Here is an 18,668-nt window from a genome sequence, read left to right on the forward strand (position 1 = left end):
CCTGGATTAATGGCTTGCGCCAAGATAAGCCTGGATCACGTCAGGATTCTGACGCACGTCATCAGGTAAGCCATCGCCAATTTTCTTGCCGTAATCGAGTACCACCACCCGGTCGGAGATATCCATGACGACGCCCATATCGTGTTCGATCAGCACAATAGTGGTGCCGTACTCATCGTTTACATCAAGGATGAAACGACTCATGTCTTGTTTTTCTTCGATGTTCATGCCTGCCATGGGCTCATCAAGCAAAAGCATGCGTGGCTCCATGGCGAGCGCGCGGCCCAAATCGACCCGTTTCTGCAGACCATAAGGAAGGCGCCCCACCGGGGTCTTTCTATAGGCCTGGATTTCGAGGAAATCGATGATGTTCTCGACGAACTCCCTGTGAGCGATTTCTTCACGTTCGGCCGAACCCAGCCGGAACGCCTGGGCCAGCACGCCACTTTTCATGCGCAGATTGCGGCCTGTCATGATGTTGTCCAGCACGCTCATGCCTTTGAACAAGGCCAGGTTCTGGAAGGTGCGCGCAATGCCCATCTCGGCCGCACGCCGGGAGTTCATTTTTGAAAACTTCACACCAGCCAGCGTGATCTCGCCTTGCTGGGGGGTGTATACACCATTGATCACATTTAGCATGGAGCTCTTGCCGGCACCGTTGGGACCGATGATGGATCGGATCTCGTGCTCTTTTACGTCGAAGGAGATATCAGTTAAGGCTTTCACCCCGCCAAAGGCGAGTGAAATACTTTTCATGTCGAGGATGACTTCCCCGATGCGCTGGTTGCGAGCGGCTTGACTCATGGCGGACTCTTTTTAGGGTCTGTTAGCTTGCCTCAGGCAGCCTTTTTAATGTTGTCGGGATGAACGGTTGCGGTGGCGATCTTCAGATCGGCTGAAATCTTGCCACTGCGTCCGTCCTCGAACTTGACCTCGGTTTCTATGAACTGGCTTGACTTACCCTCGAACAAGGCATCGACCAGGACACCATACTTTTGTGCAATAAAAGTGCGTCGTACTTTGCGAGTGCGGGTCAACTCGTCGTCGTCGGGATCCAGCTCTTTGTGCAGGATCAGAAAGCGCGATACTTGCGACTGTGCAAGCTTGGGATCGGTGGCCAATTCGACGTTGACCTGGTTGACGCACTCACGTATCAGTTCGTAGACCTCGGGCTTGCCCGCCAGGTCGGTATAACCGGCATAAGGCAGACCACGTCTTTCTGCCCAGTTACCCACCGCTTCGAGATCGATATTGATGAACGCGCATACTTCGGACTTGTTGGCACCAAAGGCCACGGCTTCTTTGATGTGCTGGAAGAATTTGAGTTTGTTTTCTATGTATTTGGGTGCAAACAGGCTACCGTCGGCCAGCTTGCCCACATCTTTGGCACGGTCAATGATCTTGAGCTGGCCGTCTTCGTCGAGGTAGCCGGCATCGCCTGTGTGATACCAGCCGTCTTCGGTATAAGACTCGGAGGTGGCCTGGGGATTGCGATAATAGCCTTTGAACATGCCAGGGCTTTTGATCTGGATTTCGCCGTCTTTGGCCACACGGATATCGACACCCTTGACCGGCGGCCCGACCGTATCGGCGCGAACCTGGCCGTCGGATTGAACACAAACGAACACCGAAGTTTCGGTTGAGCCATACAACTGCTTCAGGTTGATGCCTATGGACCGATAGAACACGAACAGATCAGGCCCGATGGCTTCACCGGCCGTATAAGCGACACGTACCCTGCTCATGCCCAAGGCATTGCGCAAGGGACCATACACCAGCATGTTTCCGATGGCGTACTTGAACTTGTCGAGAGCGCTGACGTGGGGGTCTTTATCGAGAATACGCACCCCTACCCTGCGTGCCAGCCGCATGAATGCGTGGAACATTTTTCGCTTGAAAGCGCTGGCGTCCTCCATGCGGATCATGACGTGCGTCAGCAGACCTTCGAGCACCCTGGGTGGCGCAAAATAATAGGTTGGACCTATGTCGTGCATGTCGATCGATACGGTATCGGGCGACTCCGGATGATTGACCGTAAAACCGGTAACCAGGAACTGCGTATACGAAAACATATTCTGTCCGATCCAGGCGGGCGGCAAATAGGCCAGCACATCTTCGTGATCGGTCAGATTTTCGAGCTCCTGGATGGCCAGTGCGCGATCGATGAGGGCATGATGCGACAGCATCACCCCCTTGGGCTTGCCAGTGGTACCCGAGGTATAAAACATGGCGGCCGCGTCGTCGGGCTTGATGGCGGCCATGGCGTCGTCTATATACGCGGGATGCGCAGCGGCATGGCCATTACCCATTTCAAGTAGTTGCTCATAGCTCAGCAGGCGGTCTTCCTGATAGTTACGCAGGCCGCGCGGGTCATCGTAGACCACATAGGCCAGCGCGGGACACTGCTCGCTGGCCTCCAGCATTTTGTCGACCTGCTCCTGGTCTTCGACCACAGCCACCCGGATTTCCGCATCTTGCAGAACATAAAGCATTTCTTGTGCGACCGCATCCTGGTATAGCGGTACAGGTATGGCACCTATGGTCTGTGCAGCCATCATGGACAGGTACAAGCGGGGGCGGTTCTCGCCTACAATGGCCACGTGCTGGCCCGGCTTGACGCCCAGCGCAGCCAGGCCATTGGCCAACGCACGTACTTGCAGCGCAAGCTCTGCCCAGGTCATGGTTTGCCATATACCCAGGTCTTTCTCGCGCATTGCGGGGCGCGAGCCACGCACCTTGGCATGATGCTCTACCAAGGCCGGAAAGGTTGCCGGCACGGCAGATGTGCTTTGCACAGGCGGTTTTTGCGCCACGGTTGTCTCCTTCAGCCAAAAAACCAACCCCTTTGCATAGGGATTTTGTAATCTATAGAGCCAGCTGTTTTATGATCTGGCCTGTTTCCAACTGTGCCTAAGTTATAAGTTTGCCGATGCACCGACTGTCACTGATATGACATTCGGGCCATTTCTAGGGTTAATCCTCATGCTATTGAAAGACTCACTGCAAGACACTGCTGCGTGGTTTGGCCTACTCGAAGCCGAGCAGCAGATGCGCGTGCAGCGTGACATATCAGTTACGCAGTACGCCGCAGGAGCCATCATAGAACGCAAAGGTGAAAAAGCCTACGCCTGGATGGGCGTCCTGGCCGGCCTGATCAAAGTGTCGGTGGGTAACCAGGACGGAAAAATGGCCTCACTGACCGGTGTCCCCCCAGGCGGATGGATAGGCGAGGGCTCGCTACTCAAACGCGAATCGCGTAAATACGATGTGGTCGCCTTGCGCGACTCAAGCATTGCCCGCCTGCCCGAACATACGTTTAACTGGCTGCTCGACAACAGCATCCCCTTCAACCGCTACCTGCTGCATCAACTGAATGAACGCGTCGGCCAGTTCATAGGCAAGGCCGAATACGACCGCCTGCTGGCAGCCGATGCCCGAGTGGCCCGCTGCCTGGCCGAACTATTCAACCCCCTGCTGTATCCCGCCAAAAGCATGCGGCTGGATATCACCCAGGAAGAAATCGGCTATTTGGCGCGTACCTCACGGCAACGCACCAATCAGGCGCTACGCACGCTGGAGGCTGCTCACCTGCTGAAAGTTGAATACGGCGCTGTACAAGTGCTGGATCTGGCCGGGCTTCGTCAATACGGCTTATAGCCGGATACGGCTAGCGCACCATACCCGCCGCAACCGTTTGGTGCGTAGCAGCATCTATCAAGATGAAGGCACCCGTCGCGGGCTGATCGGTGTATGTGTCCAATGCCAGCACATCTCGCGTCAGGAGTGTGACGCGCCCAATATCATTCATATCGAGCGAGCCGGCCGCCACCACATCCTGTAACTCATGGATATCGCGTCGGGTATGCACCGTCTTGAAGCGAGCCTGGGTCAGGCGCGTACCTTGCTTCAACCAATACTGGCGGGCGGGATTCAATACTTGCTGGTCCAGCCAGCACACCTCTGCTTCGAATTCGCGCGCCAGCTTGACATGTGCATCGGCCGGAACAATCAGGTCTCCGCGTGACACGTCAATATCTTTATCCAGTACGATAGTGATGCTTTCTCCGCCCTCGGCCCTTTCGATATCGAGTTCGCCCCGCAGCAGCCGGGCCACACGGGCTTGCTGGCCATGAGGCAAGACCTTAACGCCATCCCCCACACGCAAACTGGCACCGGCAAGTTGCCCGGCATAGCCCCGGAAATGAGCGCTGCTGTGCCCACCGTGACGGATGACCCATTGCACAAAAAAGCGAGCCTCAGGCTGATCGTCCAGCACACGGCTGCCAGGCAGGGTTTCCAGCAGCGACAAGAGTGTAGGACCTTCGTACCAAGGTGTATTGGCGGATGGCGCGACGACATTGTCGCCCTTCAGGGCAGACAAGGGAACAGTATGAAAATGGGCGATACCCAGCTTACCTGCCAGCTCGGCATAAGACTGTCGGATGCGGTCAAACACATCGGCATCCCAACCAACCAAGTCCATCTTGTTGACCGCCACCACAATATGGCTCAGGCCCAGCAGCCGAGCCAGCGCACTGTGGCGCTTGGTTTGGGGCAATAGCGTGCCATCAACCGCCCGGCTGGCATCAACCAGCACGATGGCGGCTTGGGCCGTTGAAGCGCCTGTCACCATATTGCGCGTGTACTGCTCGTGGCCCGGGGCATCGGCAATAATGAATTTACGCAAAGGCGTAGCAAAGTAGCGATAAGCCACATCGATGGTAATGCCCTGCTCCCGCTCGGCCTCCAGCCCATCTGTCAGCAGGGACAAGTCAATTTCATCGACCGCCACCCTTTTGTACTTGGAGCGTGCAATAGAGGCCATCTGGTCGGCAAAGACCCCCTTGCTGTCATACAGCAACCGGCCTATCAGGGTTGATTTTCCATCGTCCACCGAGCCAGCAGTAATCAGGCGTAGTACGCCAGCATCCTGGGCAGACACCCATGCATCATTGATTGCGTTCATTAAAAATACCCCTGTTTCTTGCGACGCTCCATCGAAGCTTCAGACGTTTGGTCATCCATCCGGGTAGCGCCCCGCTCGGTAATTGTGGTGATGGCCGTCTCGGCAATGATGGCCTGCGGATCAGCGGCCGTCGACGCAACCGGGCAAGTGCATGAAATATCACCTACCGTGCGAAAGCGCACAGTCATTCGTTCCGGGATTTCGGTGGGGCGCGGCGGCGTGATGGGTGTAACCGGCACCAGCAAGCCATTACGCTGCACCACCAGACGCTCATGCGCATAATAGATGGAAGGCAGGCTGAGCTGCTCGCGTGCAATGTATTGCCATACGTCCAGCTCAGTCCAGTTGGAAATCGGAAACACACGCATGTTCTCGCCAGGATGCACCTTGGTATTGAACAGATTCCACAGCTCTGGCCGCTGAGCTTTGGGATCCCATTGGCCAAATTCGTTCCTGAAGGAAAAAACCCGCTCTTTGGCCCGCGCCTTTTCTTCATCACGTCGAGCGCCGCCTATACAAGCATCAAAACCGAACTCTTCGATAGCTTCCAGCAAGGTGGTGGCCTGGGCGGCATTACGCGAATCGGTCTCGCGCCGCAGTACGACGGTGCCGCGGGCGATAGAGTCTTCGACATGACGCACAATCAGAGTCTCGCCCAGCTCTCCGACCCGCTTGTCGCGAAAGGCAATGACCTCATCAAAGTTGTGGCCTGTGTCAATATGCATCAGGGGAAAGGGAAAGCCCGCCGGCCGAAAAGCCTTCTCGGCCAGGCGCAGCAACACGACGGAATCCTTGCCTCCCGAAAACAATAGCACCGGCCGTTCGCACTCTGCCGCTACCTCGCGCAAAATATAAATGGCCTCAGATTCCAGCCAATCCAGATGTGTACGTGAAGAAATATCACCCATATTCGTATCCTGTTCAGTTCTTGGCATGCAGGCCGCATTCTCTTGATAGTTTTTGTTCCCACCACCAGCGCCCGGCCCTGACGTCCTCATCAGGACGAATGGCCCGTGTACAGGGCTCGCAACCTATCGATGGGTAACCCTGATCGTGCAAAGGGTTATAGGGAATATCCCTGGCACGCACGCTCTCCCATACCTGCTCCAGGCTCCAGCCGGCCAAGGGGTTGTATTTCTGCAGGCCAAAAACCTCATCAAACTCCGCCTCGGCCAACTCGGTCCGGGTCAGGGATTGTTCGCGCCGCTGCCCGGTAATCCAGGCTGGACGCCCCCGCAAAATACGCCGCAAAGGTTCCACCTTGCGCAAGCCGCAACAGGCCTTGCGCAACTCGATGCTTTCATAAAAGGCAAAGGCGCCATGCTCGTCGACATGCCTCTTGACTACGACGGGATCCGGCCGCACCATATTGACCGTGACACCGTAACGCTCGTGAATGCGCTCCACCAATGCCAGGGTTTCGGCATGCAGGCGCCCCGTATCAAGCGTAAACACCTCTATCGGCAGGCCCGCATCAAAAATCGCATGTGCCAGCAGCATGTCTTCCACTCCCAGCGATGAAGCAAAGACCACGCCGGGGTGCCTGCCGGCAATGTCCGCCAGGTTGTTCTGCAGCACTGCCCATTGGTCAGGCGTCGAGGTGGTCACAGATGTCAGCATTGTCATTACTTGCCTTGGGTCCTGGCTTCCAGACGCCCGATATAAAAGATTCATTCTGACGGTGCTGCGGCACCAAGGGAACGACTTAATAGTTAAGTGTTTATCACCGTTCGCCATTAACAGAAAAAAACATAAGCTCATGCCTGCGTCACGTCCCTTTTTTATTTCCATGAATTTTTATTGGGGACGTAATATCATCTCGGCACTAAAATAGGCATATCCGGGCATACCGTAGCCCCTGTCACTCACCACACATAAGGCTCAGCCATGTCAGAACACCCGACACACGCACTTCCTTCTTATCTCAACGCGCACGAACTCGGGCCTTGGGGTATTTATCTTGAGCAGGTCGAACGTGTAACGCCTTATCTGGGCAAGCTGGCCAGGTGGGTCGAAACCCTTAAAAGACCCAAGCGTTCACTCATTGTCGATATCCCCATCGAACTCGACAACGGCACGATTGCCCACTTCGAAGGCTATCGGGTCCAGCACAATACCTCGCGCGGCCCTGGCAAGGGTGGTGTGCGCTTTCATCAAGACGTCACGCTGTCCGAAGTCATGGCGCTGTCTGCCTGGATGTCCGTCAAGTCCGCCGCCGTCAACCTGCCCTTTGGCGGTGCCAAGGGCGGCGTGCGCATCGATCCTCGCCATTACACGCGCGGCGAACTCGAGCGCGTCACGCGTCGCTACACCAGCGAAATTGGCGCCATCATCGGGCCCAACAAAGATATTCCCGCCCCCGACGTCAATACAAACGCGCAAACCATGGCCTGGATGATGGACACCTATTCCATGAACGAAGGTGCCACCACAACCGGGGTTGTCACGGGTAAGCCGGTATCACTGGGCGGCAGCCTGGGCCGGGTCGAAGCCACTGGCCGCGGTGTTTTCGTGGTGGGTCGCGAAGCCGCCCACGATGCCGGCATACCGCTGGAAGGGGCACGCATTGTCATCCAGGGCTTCGGGAATGTGGGCGGCACCGCCGCCCGCCTGTTCTACGAAGCTGGCGCTAAAGTCATCGCCATACAAGACCATACTGGCTGCGTGCACAACGGCGCCGGGCTCGACGTCCTGGCGCTGCTCAAGCATGCAGAAGAGCATGGTGGCATAGCCGGCGCCCCTAATACCGAAAACCTGTCGGCAGCCGAGTTCTGGTCGCTCGAGACCGAGCTGCTTATTCCAGCCGCACTTGAAGGCCAGTTGAACAAAGACAATGCCAATTCCGTACGCGCAAAAATCGTCATAGAAGGTGCAAACGGCCCCACCACACCCGAAGCCGACGATATCCTTACATCCAACGGCACCCTGATCGTTCCCGATGTACTGGCCAACGCCGGCGGCGTCACCGTCAGTTATTTCGAATGGGTGCAGGACTTCTCCAGCTTCTACTGGTCCGAGCAGGAAATCAATCACCGGCTTGAAACCATGATGATCGCCGCCTACGCCTCGGTCTCGGCCGTAGCCAAAGAGCATCAGGTCAGTCAGCGTACTGCCGCGTTCATCACCGCCTGCACCCGCATACTGGAAGCACGCGAAGTACGCGGCCTTTACCCTTGATCTGCGCTTTTGCGACTTAGCATCATTGGTGCCGGTCCGGCCTGCGCGTGGGCAACCCAAAGTGCAAGGCCGGGCCAAGACCAGTAAAATGGCCTATTTGCCGCTATCTGGCCCCCTTGCCATGCCCGTTTCAACCCACTCAATCGCTCTTGCCACGCACACTGCCCAATGACCGCGACCCACTACGCCGTCAAGGCTGAAAACATCCATAAATCGTTTGGCTCCAACGAAGTGCTGCGCGGTATTTCCTTTACGGCTGAGCAAGGCAAAGTGCTGTCCATTATTGGCGCATCAGGCTCGGGGAAAAGCACCTTGCTGCGCTGCATTAACCACTTGGTAGTCCCTGACGATGGCGTTGTGCACATAGGCACGGAAACCTTGCGTAGTCATAAGCGACGCGACGGCACTGCTGTCAGTAGCGACATCCGGCAACTGGAACGCATACGAGCCCGATTGGGCATGGTCTTTCAGAACTTCAATTTATGGTCACATCGCAATGTGCTCCAGAACCTGCTTGAAGGCCCTTTGCATGTTCAGCAAGTTCCCAAGGCGCGAGCCACTGAACATGCACTGGGCCTGCTGGCCAAAGTGGGCCTGTCCGACAAAAAGGACGCCTACCCCAACGAGCTATCCGGCGGCCAGCAACAACGGGTTGCGATTGCCCGCGCGCTGGCCATGAATCCCGACGTCCTGCTGTTCGACGAGCCCACCTCGGCGCTCGACCCCGAAATGGTTGGCGAAGTATTGCGTGTCATACGCCAGCTTGCCGATGAAGGTCGCAGCATGATTCTGGTAACCCACGAAATGAAGTTCGCCCAGGAAGTCTCGGACCACACCATCTTCATGCACAATGGCCGCATCGAAGAGGAAGGTCCTCCCGGCAAGCTGTTCAATCAGCCCGAATCCGAGCGGCTACGGCAATTCCTGCTTCCCGCATACTAGGGGTTTGAACAGCCCCCTTTTGGTAATATCCTGAACTCAGCGGCGTCAACCCGCAAGGCATGGCAGCCGTACCAGCCATAAGCCACTAGAAAAACCCCGGCTGCACCCAGCCACTCAGAGGAACTAACGTGATCACAACTTTTCTACAGAAAGCCGTGCTTGGCGCAGGTTTGGCGCTTGTTGGGCTATCCGCCACCGCCGATACCCTGAAAATCGGTACCGAAGGGGGCTATCCTCCCTGGAGCATGGTCGATGCCAGCGGTAAAGTCAGCGGCTTCGATGCCGACGTCGGCAACGCATTGTGCAAAGAGCTGAACGCCGACTGCCGCTTTGTCGTCCAGGCTTTCGACAGCCTGATTCCCTCACTCGACGCCAACCGCTTCGATCTGATTATTTCGGGCATGTCGGTAACTCCCGAGCGTGCCAAGCGCATCTCCTTCAGCATCCCCTACGCCGTGGAAGACGCCATTTTCGTGCTGCCCAAAGACAGCGCGCTCGTCAATGCCGACAGCCCTGAAGCAATTTTCAAGGGCCTGGCGGGCAAGACCGTAGGCGTACAAGGCGGAACCACCCACGGCGACTATCTGCGAGCCAAGGCCGGCGACCTGAACATCAAGAATTACGACACGCTGGACCAAATGCAGATCGATCTGGATGCGGGCCGACTGGACGCCACGTTTGCCGACCTGACATCCCAATCCAAATTCCTGCATAAAGTGGGCGATGAGCATTTCGCCTTGTCCAAGCTGATCATCAAGGGTTCCTCTGCTCCCGAGACACTGGGCTATGGCATAGGCGTCGGCATCAACAAGAACAATGCCGAGCTGAAAGAAAAAGTAGACGCCGCGCTGTGCAAGCTTATCAACGACGGCACCATCAAGACTTCCAGTGAAAAATGGTTCGATATCGATATTTCGAACTACGAGGTCTGCAAGAAGTAAGCACTCATGCTAGAGACGATACTTTCGGTGCTGCGCGAAGGATGGGGCTGGACGCTCCTGCGCGGTGCCGTCATGACCCTGCTGATTTCCATAGTGGGCATGGCACTGGGTATCGTCATCGGCATACTGGGCGCCAGCATCAAGACTTCAGGCCCAAAACTCCTGGGCCTGCTGGTCAGCGTCTACACCACTGTCGTGCGCAGTATTCCAGAGTTGCTCATCATCTACCTGCTGTTCTTCGGCTCGGTGCAGGCCGTGTCCGACCTCGCTGATGCCTTGAGCTGGACAGATGCCATGACTAGCTGGTTTCCTGCCCTGGTCGGCATCTTGGCCATCGGGCTGATTGCCGGCTCCTATGCCGTGGAGGTGTTTCGCGGTGCGCTCAAGGCGATTCCCCCGGGCCAGATCGAAGCTGCCCGCGCCATTGGCATGTCCTCCCGCCAGCGCCTGTTCCGCATCGTCATGCCGCAAATGTTCTGGTATGCCTTGCCCGGCACCAACAATGTGTGGCAGACAGCGCTGAAAGACACAGCCCTGATTTCGCTCGTGGGCCTGGTAGAGATCATGCGTGCCGCCGTACTGGGTGCGGCGGCGACGCGTGAACCGCTGGCCTTATACCTGATGGCTGGTGCACTGTATTTTGCGATTGGCGCGGCCAGCCAAGGGGTATTCGTGCTCGCAGAACGCCGTTACGGTCACGGCATGAGAGGGCACGCATAATGGACACCGACCTCTTCCAGCACACCATCGTCAACCTCTTTCAAGGTTTCGGCTTAAGCGTTTATATTGGGCTGACGTCCATCTTCCTGGCGTCCTGGATCGGCCTTGCCCTGGCCCTGATGCGCGGCACACCCAATACACTGGCTGCACGGTTTTCCTTTGCGTACAGTACCTGTTTTCGTGGCACGCCTTTGTTGGTTCAGTTATTCATTCTGTATTACGGAATCGGCACCCTGAGCTTTGTACGCGAAAATCCCGTGCTGTGGTGGCTATTCAGCGACGGCGGACGCTGCGCCATTCTGGCCATAGGCCTGAACAGCGGTGCATATATCAGCGAAGTGCTGCGCGGCGGATTTCAATCGGTACCCAAAGGCCAGATCGAAGCTGCCCAAGCCTGCGGCATGCCCGCCCTGATGCGTTTCCGGCGCATCGTGTTTCCGCTGGCGATCCGCCAGGCCTTGCCCGCCTATAGCAATGAGATCGTGCTGGCCATCAAGGGCACCAGCCTGGCATCCACTATTGCTGTCATGGAACTTACAGGCCACGCCAAACGCTTGATGAACCAGAATTACGCAATCATCGAGACCTTTGTGCTCGCGGGCGTCCTGTATTTGATGATTAACTTCTTCTTATTGGCCTGTCTTCATATGGTGGAGCGCCGGCTCAAGCACTAAACGGCACCAGGCGCGCAACGCCACAAAAAGGAGTATTGCTCAATGACGTTCCAGCCCTTGCCGACCATTGCCCTGTTGGGTACGGGCGGCACCATTGCATCTACCGCGTCCAGCAGCACGGCCCTGACCAACTATACAGTGACCGAAGGCGTAGACGCGCTATTGATGGCGGTTCCGGCCCTGTCGTCTCTTGCCAATATACAGTGTCAGCAAGTCTTCAATGTCGACAGCCGCAATATCACCAATGCCATGCTGCTCAAGTTGGCCAATAAGGTCAACCGCCTGCTGACCGACCCGGACATCGACGGTATTGTCATCACCCACGGCACCGACACGCTGGAAGAAACCGCCTACTTCCTCAACCTGGTCATCAAGAGCGCAAAGCCTGTTGTGCTGGTTGGAGCCATGCGGCCCGCCTCAGCCCTGAGCGCCGACGGACCATTGAACCTATACAACGCCGTGCTGCTGGCCGCCTCGCCGCAGGTGCATGGCCTGGGCGTATTGCTGACGCTGAACGGCAGCGTTCATGCTGCAAGCCTGGTCAGCAAAGTCCATACGTCTCATGTTCAGGCCTTCAGTTCTCACGAGCAAGGCAGTCTGGGGCAAATCACCGATGGGAAGCTACAGCTATTCCAAAGACCATACCGGGCCCACACCACTGAAACCGTATTCCAGCTGAAAGGTATTAAAAAACTGCCCCTCGTCGACATTTTGTATGACCACCAGAGCGCCGGCCTGCACCTGTACGAAGCCGCCATCAACGCGGGGGTTCAAGGCATCGTCATCGCTGGCAGCGGCAATGGCAGCTTATCGCCCAAAGCCGAAAAAGGCGCTCGCCTGGCCAAGCAATATGGGGTCGCCTGTGTCCGCAGCAGTCGCACGGGCTCTGGCATCGTCACGTCCAGTCAAAACGACGCAAGACGCGGACTGATCGCGGCTCATGCGCTCAATCCGCAAAAAGCGCGCATCCTGCTGATGCTGTCTCTTGCACACACCAGCGAACGCAGCACGATTCAGTCGTATTTCGAACACTATTAAGCACCCTCAAACGACTCGATCGAGTGAGCGCTGGCTTTCGAAACGCCGCTGCTGCCCGCTGACGGGATCCACAAACTCAATGCTGCGAGCCAGCAGCTGCAACGGCCTGCTGAAATCGTGAGCCTGCGCATAAGGCTGCAGTTCAGGGTAAAAATCATCGTGGCGTATGGGTATACCCAGGGCACTCATATGCACGCGCAACTGATGTTTGCGTCCCGTATGCGGACACAAGCGGTACCGCCCCCACTCACCCAGGCGCTCAAGTAGTTCGATCTCTGTCTCGCTATTGGGTTCGCCCGGCACTTCGCGCATGGTGAAGTGCCCCGCCCGTGCCGCCAAGCAGCTGCGATGCACGCGAGGCAACCGCAGGTCGGCGTACAAAGGGGCGATTGCCTCATACTCCTTGCGTACATCCCGGCTCTGAAACAGTGCTTGATAGGCGCCACGGCTTTCCGGTTTGGCACAAAATAACAGAATACCTGCCGTATCCCTGTCCAGCCTATGAATGGGACTGAGTTCGGGTAAATTCAGCGCATCACGCAAACGCACCAGTGCCGTCTCTCGGAGATAGCGGCCCCCAGGAATGCTCGCCAGAAAATGAGGCTTGTCCGCTACCACCAGATAGTCGTCACGAAACAGCACTGGCACATCGAAAGGCACATGGACTTCATCAGGCACCTCGCGGTAATACCACAGCCAGCCCAGCGCCTGATACGGGCTATCCAGTGTTTGTGCGTCCCCGGATTCATTAACAATATCGCCACGCGCCAGCCGCTCAAGCAAGGCTTCACGCGGCACATGCGGAAAACGATCAAGTAGAAAATCACGCAGCAAAGACCAGGGTCCGTCGGGCAAATAGACCCGACTGGGCGCCACACCATCGCGCGCAGGCAAGGGCGCATTACGTACGAACGCTATACGCCGTGCCTGCTTCAATTGCCTGGCGCCTTAATAAACTGGCAATCAAACTTGATCCCTGATCTGTTCCTGACTTTATTGCTCATTGGTATCGATCAACCCTGCGCCTCAGACCGTCCAGTCAAGTACAACCTTACCGCTTTGGCCCGACAACATCGCATCGAAGCCTTCTTGATACTGGTCAACAGAATACCGATGGGTAATGATGGGTGACAGGTCAAGCCCGCTTTGCAGCATGGCCACCATTTTGTACCAGGTTTCGAACATCTCACGGCCATAAATGCCCTTGATCTCCAGGCCCTTGAAAATCACCTGATTCCAATCTATGCCCACGCCAGAAGGCAGCAAACCCAGCATGGCCACTTTTCCACCATGATTCATCTGCTCGAGCATGCTGGTAAAGGCGCTCGAGACACCTGACATTTCCAGCCCCACGTCAAAACCCTCGGCCATGCCAAGCTCGTCCATCACATCGCGCAAAGACTCGCGCGACACATTGACAGTACGGCTGGCACCCATATTGGAGGCCAGGCCAAGGCGATAATCATTGACATCAGTGATGACCACATTCCGCGCGCCAACATGTCTGGCAATTGCTGCCGCCATCGCGCCGATCGGTCCAGCACCGGTGATCAGCACGTCTTCACCCACCAAATTGAATGCGAGCGCCGTATGCGTTGCATTGCCATACGGATCGAAAATGGCGGCCAGCTCATCTGGCACATCATCTGGAATCTTGAAGGCATTGAAAGCTGGAAGGGACAGATATTCGGCAAATGCGCCCGGCCGATTCACCCCCACCCCCAGGGTATTGCGGCACAAATGGCGACGCCCTGCCCGACAGTTGCGGCAATAACCACAAGTAATATGCCCCTCACCAGACACCCGATCACCGATCTTGAAGCCGCTGACCTCCTGACCAATTTCAACAATTTCGCCAACGTATTCGTGCCCCACATGCATGGGTACCGGTATGGTCTTGCTGGCCCAATCATCCCACTTCCAGATATGGATATCGGTCCCGCAAATAGCGGTCTTGCGGATTTTGATCAGGACGTCGTTATGACCGACGGCAGGACGCTCAACTTCGGTAAGGGTAAGGCCTTGAGCAGGCTCAAGTTTGACAAGGGCACGCATGGCGGGCTCCGGAAGGATAAGGTCACTATTATAAATCTGCGACCAGGGAGATCTCTTTTGATCAGGCAATCACGCCCAGCTTGCGCCCCGCCTGTTCAAAAGCGGCCACAGCCTGGTCGATCTGCGCCGATGTATGTACCGCACTCATTTGCGTACGAATCCGCGCACGCCCCTTGGGTACCACCGGGTATGAAAAACCGATGACATACACCCCCTCGGCGAGCAAAGCCTCTGCCATACTGGCCGCCAACTTCGCATCGCCAAACATTACCGGAATAATTGGGTGCTCACCGGGCACCAGCTCGAATCCGAGTGAGGCCATCGCGGCCCGGAACCGCTGCCCATTGGCGTGCACCTGACGTCGGAGATTACGGCCCTCTTCGCTGGCCAGCAGCTCAAGTACCCGCAGTGAGGCTGACACAATTGCCGGTGCCAGCGTATTCGAAAACAAATATGGCCGGGAGCGCTGACGCAACAGCTCGACTACCGGGGCGCTGGCGGCCACATAGCCGCCAGAAGCCCCACCCAGCGCTTTGCCCAAAGTGCCGGTCAGCACATCGATACGGCCCTCTACACCACAATATTCCGGCGTCCCGCGACCGTGCTCACCCATAAATCCCACAGCATGAGAATCATCCACCATTACCAGGGCATGAAACTCATCAGCCAGATCGCAAATGGATTTCAAGTCCGCAATAATGCCATCCATGGAAAACACACCATCGGTGGCGATCAGCTTATAACGCGCCCCCGCCGCATCGGCGGCTTGCAGCTGCGCACGCAAATCGGCCATATTATTGTTCTTGTAGCGATATCGCTTAGCCTTGCACAAGCGCACGCCATCAATAATACTGGCGTGGTTCAGCTCATCGCTGATGACTGCGTCCTGCTCATCCAGCAAGACCTCGAACAGCCCCCCATTGGCATCAAAGCAACTGGAATACAGAATGGCGTCATCCATCTTCAGAAAGCTTGCCAGGCTTTGCTCCAGCGCCTTGTGTCCGGTTTGTGTGCCACAAATGAAACGCACCGACGCCAGGCCAAAACCCGCAGCATCCAGGCCTTGTTTTGCAGCCTCAATCAGGCGCGCGTCGTTGGCCAAACCCAGGTAGTTATTTGCGCAGAAGTTCAGCACCTGACTGCCGTCCGCCAATTCAACCCGAGCCGACTGCTGCCCAGTCATGACTCGCTCGGCCTTGTAAAACCCATCGTTACGCAGCTGCTCGATTTGCGCGCTCACATTCTGAAGAAAAGTATTCTGCATTGCTGATCCATCGGTAAAGAAAGCCTGAACTGACAATATACTGCAGGCAGCCTGGCAACAAAAAAGGCCAGCTCCATAATGAGGCTGGCCTTCACCTGCTTGATGAACCTCAGGCTGACACAGGCTGCGGCATACCTTCACGACGCATGCGTACGCCCTGCTTGAACCAGATGAGGGCAAGGATCAACAAGGCAGGCACATAGAACCAGAACTCGGACGGGCGGTTCGGATTCGGCACCTTTACCTCTGCAATATCCCAACCCTGCTCCCAACCGGCACGCCTGGCCTGGCTACCAAAACGCACGGCAGCGATCTGGGCCTGATCGCCCAGCGCCATGACGGTCAAGCCTGCCGCCGACAAACGCGCCAGGCCAGCCGCATCACCCGTGGCTTCATTACCTTCAGGCAGAGCAGCCAATGGCACTGCTACTGTTTTCTGCTTGTCTTCACCTTCCAGGCTCATGCCCTTGATTTGCACTACCAAACGCCCTTTGGGAGGCATCTCGGCGGCAACCTTCAACAGCTCGGTAGTGGGTCGCACTTCGTACTTGGGCGCCACATAGTTCATGAAGAAGTCCGGACGGAACAGCATGAAAGTGACCAACAATAATAAAGCGACTTCCAGCCAGGTCGCTTTAGCGCGCATCCACCTCATGGAGGCTGCGGCAAAGGTCAATGAAGCCAGTACGGCCCCGCCCACCACCAGGAACAACTCCCATGCTCCTTCGACATCAATCAACAGTAGCAAGGGGTTGAAGATGAACATGAAAGGCAATACGGCGGTACGCATGGCGTACGTAACACCCTGGACACCCGTTTTGATGGGGTCCTCGCCCGAAATAGCCGCCGCAGCAAACGTAGCCAGCCCCACGGGCGGCGTAATGTCGGCCATGATGCCGTAATAGAATACAAACATGTGTACGGCAATCAGCGGAATAACCAGGCCGCTTTGCGCACCCAGCTCGACCACCACCGGGGCCATCAGCGTTGCCATCAGGATATAGTTGGCCGTGGTCGGCATGCCCAGGCCCAACACCAGGCACACTGCAGCGGTAAACAACAGCATCAGCAGCACATTGCCCATAGAGACCAGCTCGACAAAGGCCGTCATGCGCAAGCCCAGGCCGGTGAGGGTAATGGCACCCACAATGAGGCCCGCTGTGCCGCAAGCGATGGCAATGCCTATCATATTGCGTGCGCCTTCCTGCAAGCCTGTGATGGTTTCAGAAACACCCACCTTGGCTGCCGGCGCCACCGATTGCTTGCGGAACCAGGCAATGAGGGGACGCTGGGTGAGCATCTGCAGCACCATGGCCACCACTGCCCAGAAAGCCGAGAGGCCAGCCGAGAACCGTTCGACCGTCAGGCACCAGACCAGAACTCCGATGGGGATCAGGAAATACAGGCCCGAGCGCACCGTAGGCCATGACTCAGGCTTTACAGGATTGGTAATACTGATTTCAGTAGGCAAGTCGGGATGGCTGGCGCTGACACGCAATAGCCATAAGTACAGGGCAATCAATATGACAACCAGTATGGGCGTTGCCGCATCACCCGCCACGGCCTGCACCCCGATTCCAATCCAATACACCAGGGCCATGACAATCAGACTGCCAGCTATACCCATGCCCCAGCCTGCCAGTTTCTGCAGGAAGGTGCGCGGCTGCCCTGCTGACATCATGGGCTGTATACCCAGCTTCAGGGCTTCCAGATGAACGATATAAAACAGCGCAATATACGAAATGCTGGCTGGCAGCAAGGCATGACGCAAAATGTCGGTATAGGGTATGCCCACATACTCGATCATCAAAAAGGCTGCCGCCCCCATAACGGGCGGCATGATTTGTCCGTTTACGGATGATGCGGTTTCGATGGCACCCGCACGTATGCCGCCATAGCCTGCTTTTTTCATGAGCGGAATGGTAAAGATACCACCCGTGACTACGTTGGCCACAGACGATGCCGACACAATACCATTGACGGCAGACGACACCACTGCAACCTTGGCGGGGCCGCCACGCAAGTGTCCAAGCAAAGCAAAGGAAACCTGCATCATGTAGTTGCCGGCGCCACAGCGATCAAGCAACGAACCCAACAAAACAAAAATGAAGATATAGGACACTGACACACCAAGCGCCACGCCGTAGACGCCTTCTGTGGTCAGCCACATATGCGAGACCAGGCGCTCGATTGATGCGCCACGATGCGCCAGCGCATCAGGCAGCCACGGCCCCAGAAAAACATAAGCCACAAACACAGTGCCCAATATCGCCATGGGTGCACCTAATGCTCGCCGTGTCACCTCGAGCAACAGCAGCAGACCAACTGCCGCCACGATGATGTCTGTGTTCGTGGGGATACCTGGGCGTGTGGCGAGTTCTTTGTAGAACAGGAAAAGATAGGCGCCGCAGAAGCCAGCAATAATGGCCAACACCCAGTCAATCAACGGCATCTTGTCGCGCGGCGAGCTTTTACGCGCAGGGTAGGCCAAATAACCCAGGAACATGGCGATGCCCAGGTGCAAGGCTCGTGCCTCAGTGTCGTTGAAAATGCCCAGATTCAGGGCAAAGGGCAAAGGCGAGGCGTACCAAAGCTGGAACAGCGACCAGGCAATGGCACCACAAAATAGAACAGCACCGGTTATTCCGCCGACATCACGTCCACCGCGGTCGACGTCGGCGACCAGTTGTTCAAGCTGGGCATTCTGCTGATCGATGGTACTTGGCGATGACGTGGTGCTCATATTGATTTTCCCATGGTGTTTCTATCGGGTTAGTCTGGCCAGTAATGAGCGCTGGCCGGATCGTACTACCAGGCTGGCGGCCGCCGGCCGCCAGAGGTTGAAGCAAAAAACAAGGCGTGCTGACATGCACGCTCTTTTTATAGGTAGA

Annotated in this window: 16 protein-coding genes; 7 read left to right on the forward strand and 9 right to left on the reverse strand. The window is 56.6% G+C overall.

Annotation, left to right across the window (positions count from 1 at the left end; all coding sequences use genetic code 11):
- Positions 1-6: 6 nt before the first annotated feature.
- Together ERD84_RS02005 and ERD84_RS02010 are read right to left on the reverse strand one after the other, a co-directional pair.
- Complete coding sequence (locus ERD84_RS02005; RefSeq protein WP_130037752.1) at positions 7-804, reverse strand: ABC transporter ATP-binding protein; 798 nt, start codon at positions 802-804, stop codon at positions 7-9.
- Positions 805-836: 32 nt separating this feature from the next.
- Positions 837-2,813: an AMP-dependent synthetase/ligase gene (locus ERD84_RS02010; protein ID WP_130037754.1), complete on the reverse strand. Its 1,977-nt coding sequence runs from the start codon at positions 2,811-2,813 to the stop codon at positions 837-839.
- Positions 2,814-2,982: 169 nt separating this feature from the next.
- Here ERD84_RS02010 and ERD84_RS02015 point away from each other — a divergent pair, with 169 nt between their 5' ends.
- Positions 2,983-3,657, forward strand: a complete 675-nt coding sequence (locus ERD84_RS02015) for a Crp/Fnr family transcriptional regulator (protein WP_130037756.1) — start codon at positions 2,983-2,985, stop codon at positions 3,655-3,657.
- A gap of 10 nt (positions 3,658-3,667) precedes the next feature.
- On the opposite strand, the gene ERD84_RS02020 is transcribed toward ERD84_RS02015, so the two are convergent.
- From ERD84_RS02020 to ERD84_RS02030, 3 genes are read right to left on the reverse strand one after another with little or no spacing between them, the layout of a single operon-like run.
- A complete protein-coding gene (locus ERD84_RS02020; RefSeq protein ID WP_130037758.1) occupies positions 3,668-4,966 on the reverse strand; it encodes a sulfate adenylyltransferase subunit 1 in 1,299 nt (432 codons plus the stop codon).
- A complete protein-coding gene (cysD, locus tag ERD84_RS02025; RefSeq protein ID WP_130037760.1) occupies positions 4,966-5,874 on the reverse strand; it encodes a sulfate adenylyltransferase subunit CysD in 909 nt (302 codons plus the stop codon). Before cysD ends, ERD84_RS02020 begins: the two co-directional genes overlap by 1 nt.
- A gap of 13 nt (positions 5,875-5,887) precedes the next feature.
- Positions 5,888-6,586: a phosphoadenylyl-sulfate reductase gene (locus ERD84_RS02030; RefSeq protein WP_130038860.1), complete on the reverse strand. Its 699-nt coding sequence runs from the start codon at positions 6,584-6,586 to the stop codon at positions 5,888-5,890.
- Positions 6,587-6,853: 267 nt separating this feature from the next.
- On the opposite strand from ERD84_RS02030, the gene ERD84_RS02035 reads away from it, so the two are divergent.
- From ERD84_RS02035 to ERD84_RS02060, 6 genes are all read left to right on the forward strand, one after another.
- Positions 6,854-8,143: a Glu/Leu/Phe/Val family dehydrogenase gene (locus ERD84_RS02035; protein ID WP_130037762.1), complete on the forward strand. Its 1,290-nt coding sequence runs from the start codon at positions 6,854-6,856 to the stop codon at positions 8,141-8,143.
- A gap of 168 nt (positions 8,144-8,311) precedes the next feature.
- Entirely contained in the window at positions 8,312-9,085 is a 774-nt protein-coding gene (locus ERD84_RS02040) for an ABC transporter ATP-binding protein (RefSeq protein WP_130037763.1), read from the forward strand.
- A 128-nt stretch (positions 9,086-9,213) separates the two neighbouring features.
- Positions 9,214-10,026: a transporter substrate-binding domain-containing protein gene (locus ERD84_RS02045; RefSeq protein ID WP_130037765.1), complete on the forward strand. Its 813-nt coding sequence runs from the start codon at positions 9,214-9,216 to the stop codon at positions 10,024-10,026.
- A 6-nt stretch (positions 10,027-10,032) separates the two neighbouring features.
- Positions 10,033-10,746: an ABC transporter permease gene (locus ERD84_RS02050; RefSeq protein ID WP_130037767.1), complete on the forward strand. Its 714-nt coding sequence runs from the start codon at positions 10,033-10,035 to the stop codon at positions 10,744-10,746.
- Complete coding sequence (locus ERD84_RS02055; RefSeq protein ID WP_167667221.1) at positions 10,746-11,420, forward strand: ABC transporter permease; 675 nt, start codon at positions 10,746-10,748, stop codon at positions 11,418-11,420. Before ERD84_RS02050 ends, ERD84_RS02055 begins: the two co-directional genes overlap by 1 nt.
- Positions 11,421-11,462: 42 nt before the next feature.
- Positions 11,463-12,458 (forward strand): asparaginase, encoded by a 996-nt coding sequence (locus tag ERD84_RS02060; protein ID WP_130037771.1) that lies wholly within the window; start codon positions 11,463-11,465, stop codon positions 12,456-12,458.
- 6 nt (positions 12,459-12,464) lie between these two features.
- On the opposite strand, the gene ERD84_RS02065 is transcribed toward ERD84_RS02060, so the two are convergent.
- The 4 genes from ERD84_RS02065 to ERD84_RS02080 all read right to left on the reverse strand — a co-directional run bounded on the left by ERD84_RS02065 (position 12,465) and on the right by ERD84_RS02080 (position 18,520).
- Positions 12,465-13,394 (reverse strand): pseudouridine synthase, encoded by a 930-nt coding sequence (locus tag ERD84_RS02065; protein ID WP_130037773.1) that lies wholly within the window; start codon positions 13,392-13,394, stop codon positions 12,465-12,467.
- 90 nt (positions 13,395-13,484) lie between these two features.
- Entirely contained in the window at positions 13,485-14,513 is a 1,029-nt protein-coding gene (tdh, locus tag ERD84_RS02070) for an L-threonine 3-dehydrogenase (RefSeq protein WP_130037775.1), read from the reverse strand.
- A gap of 61 nt (positions 14,514-14,574) precedes the next feature.
- Complete coding sequence (locus ERD84_RS02075; protein WP_130037777.1) at positions 14,575-15,777, reverse strand: glycine C-acetyltransferase; 1,203 nt, start codon at positions 15,775-15,777, stop codon at positions 14,575-14,577.
- Between the two features lie 109 nt (positions 15,778-15,886).
- Complete coding sequence (locus ERD84_RS02080; RefSeq protein ID WP_130037779.1) at positions 15,887-18,520, reverse strand: TRAP transporter permease; 2,634 nt, start codon at positions 18,518-18,520, stop codon at positions 15,887-15,889.
- Positions 18,521-18,668 lie beyond the last annotated feature (148 nt).

It is taken from the genome of Pollutimonas harenae (genome assembly GCF_004153685.1).
In the GTDB taxonomy this organism is placed as follows: domain Bacteria; phylum Pseudomonadota; class Gammaproteobacteria; order Burkholderiales; family Burkholderiaceae_B; genus Pusillimonas_C; species Pusillimonas_C harenae.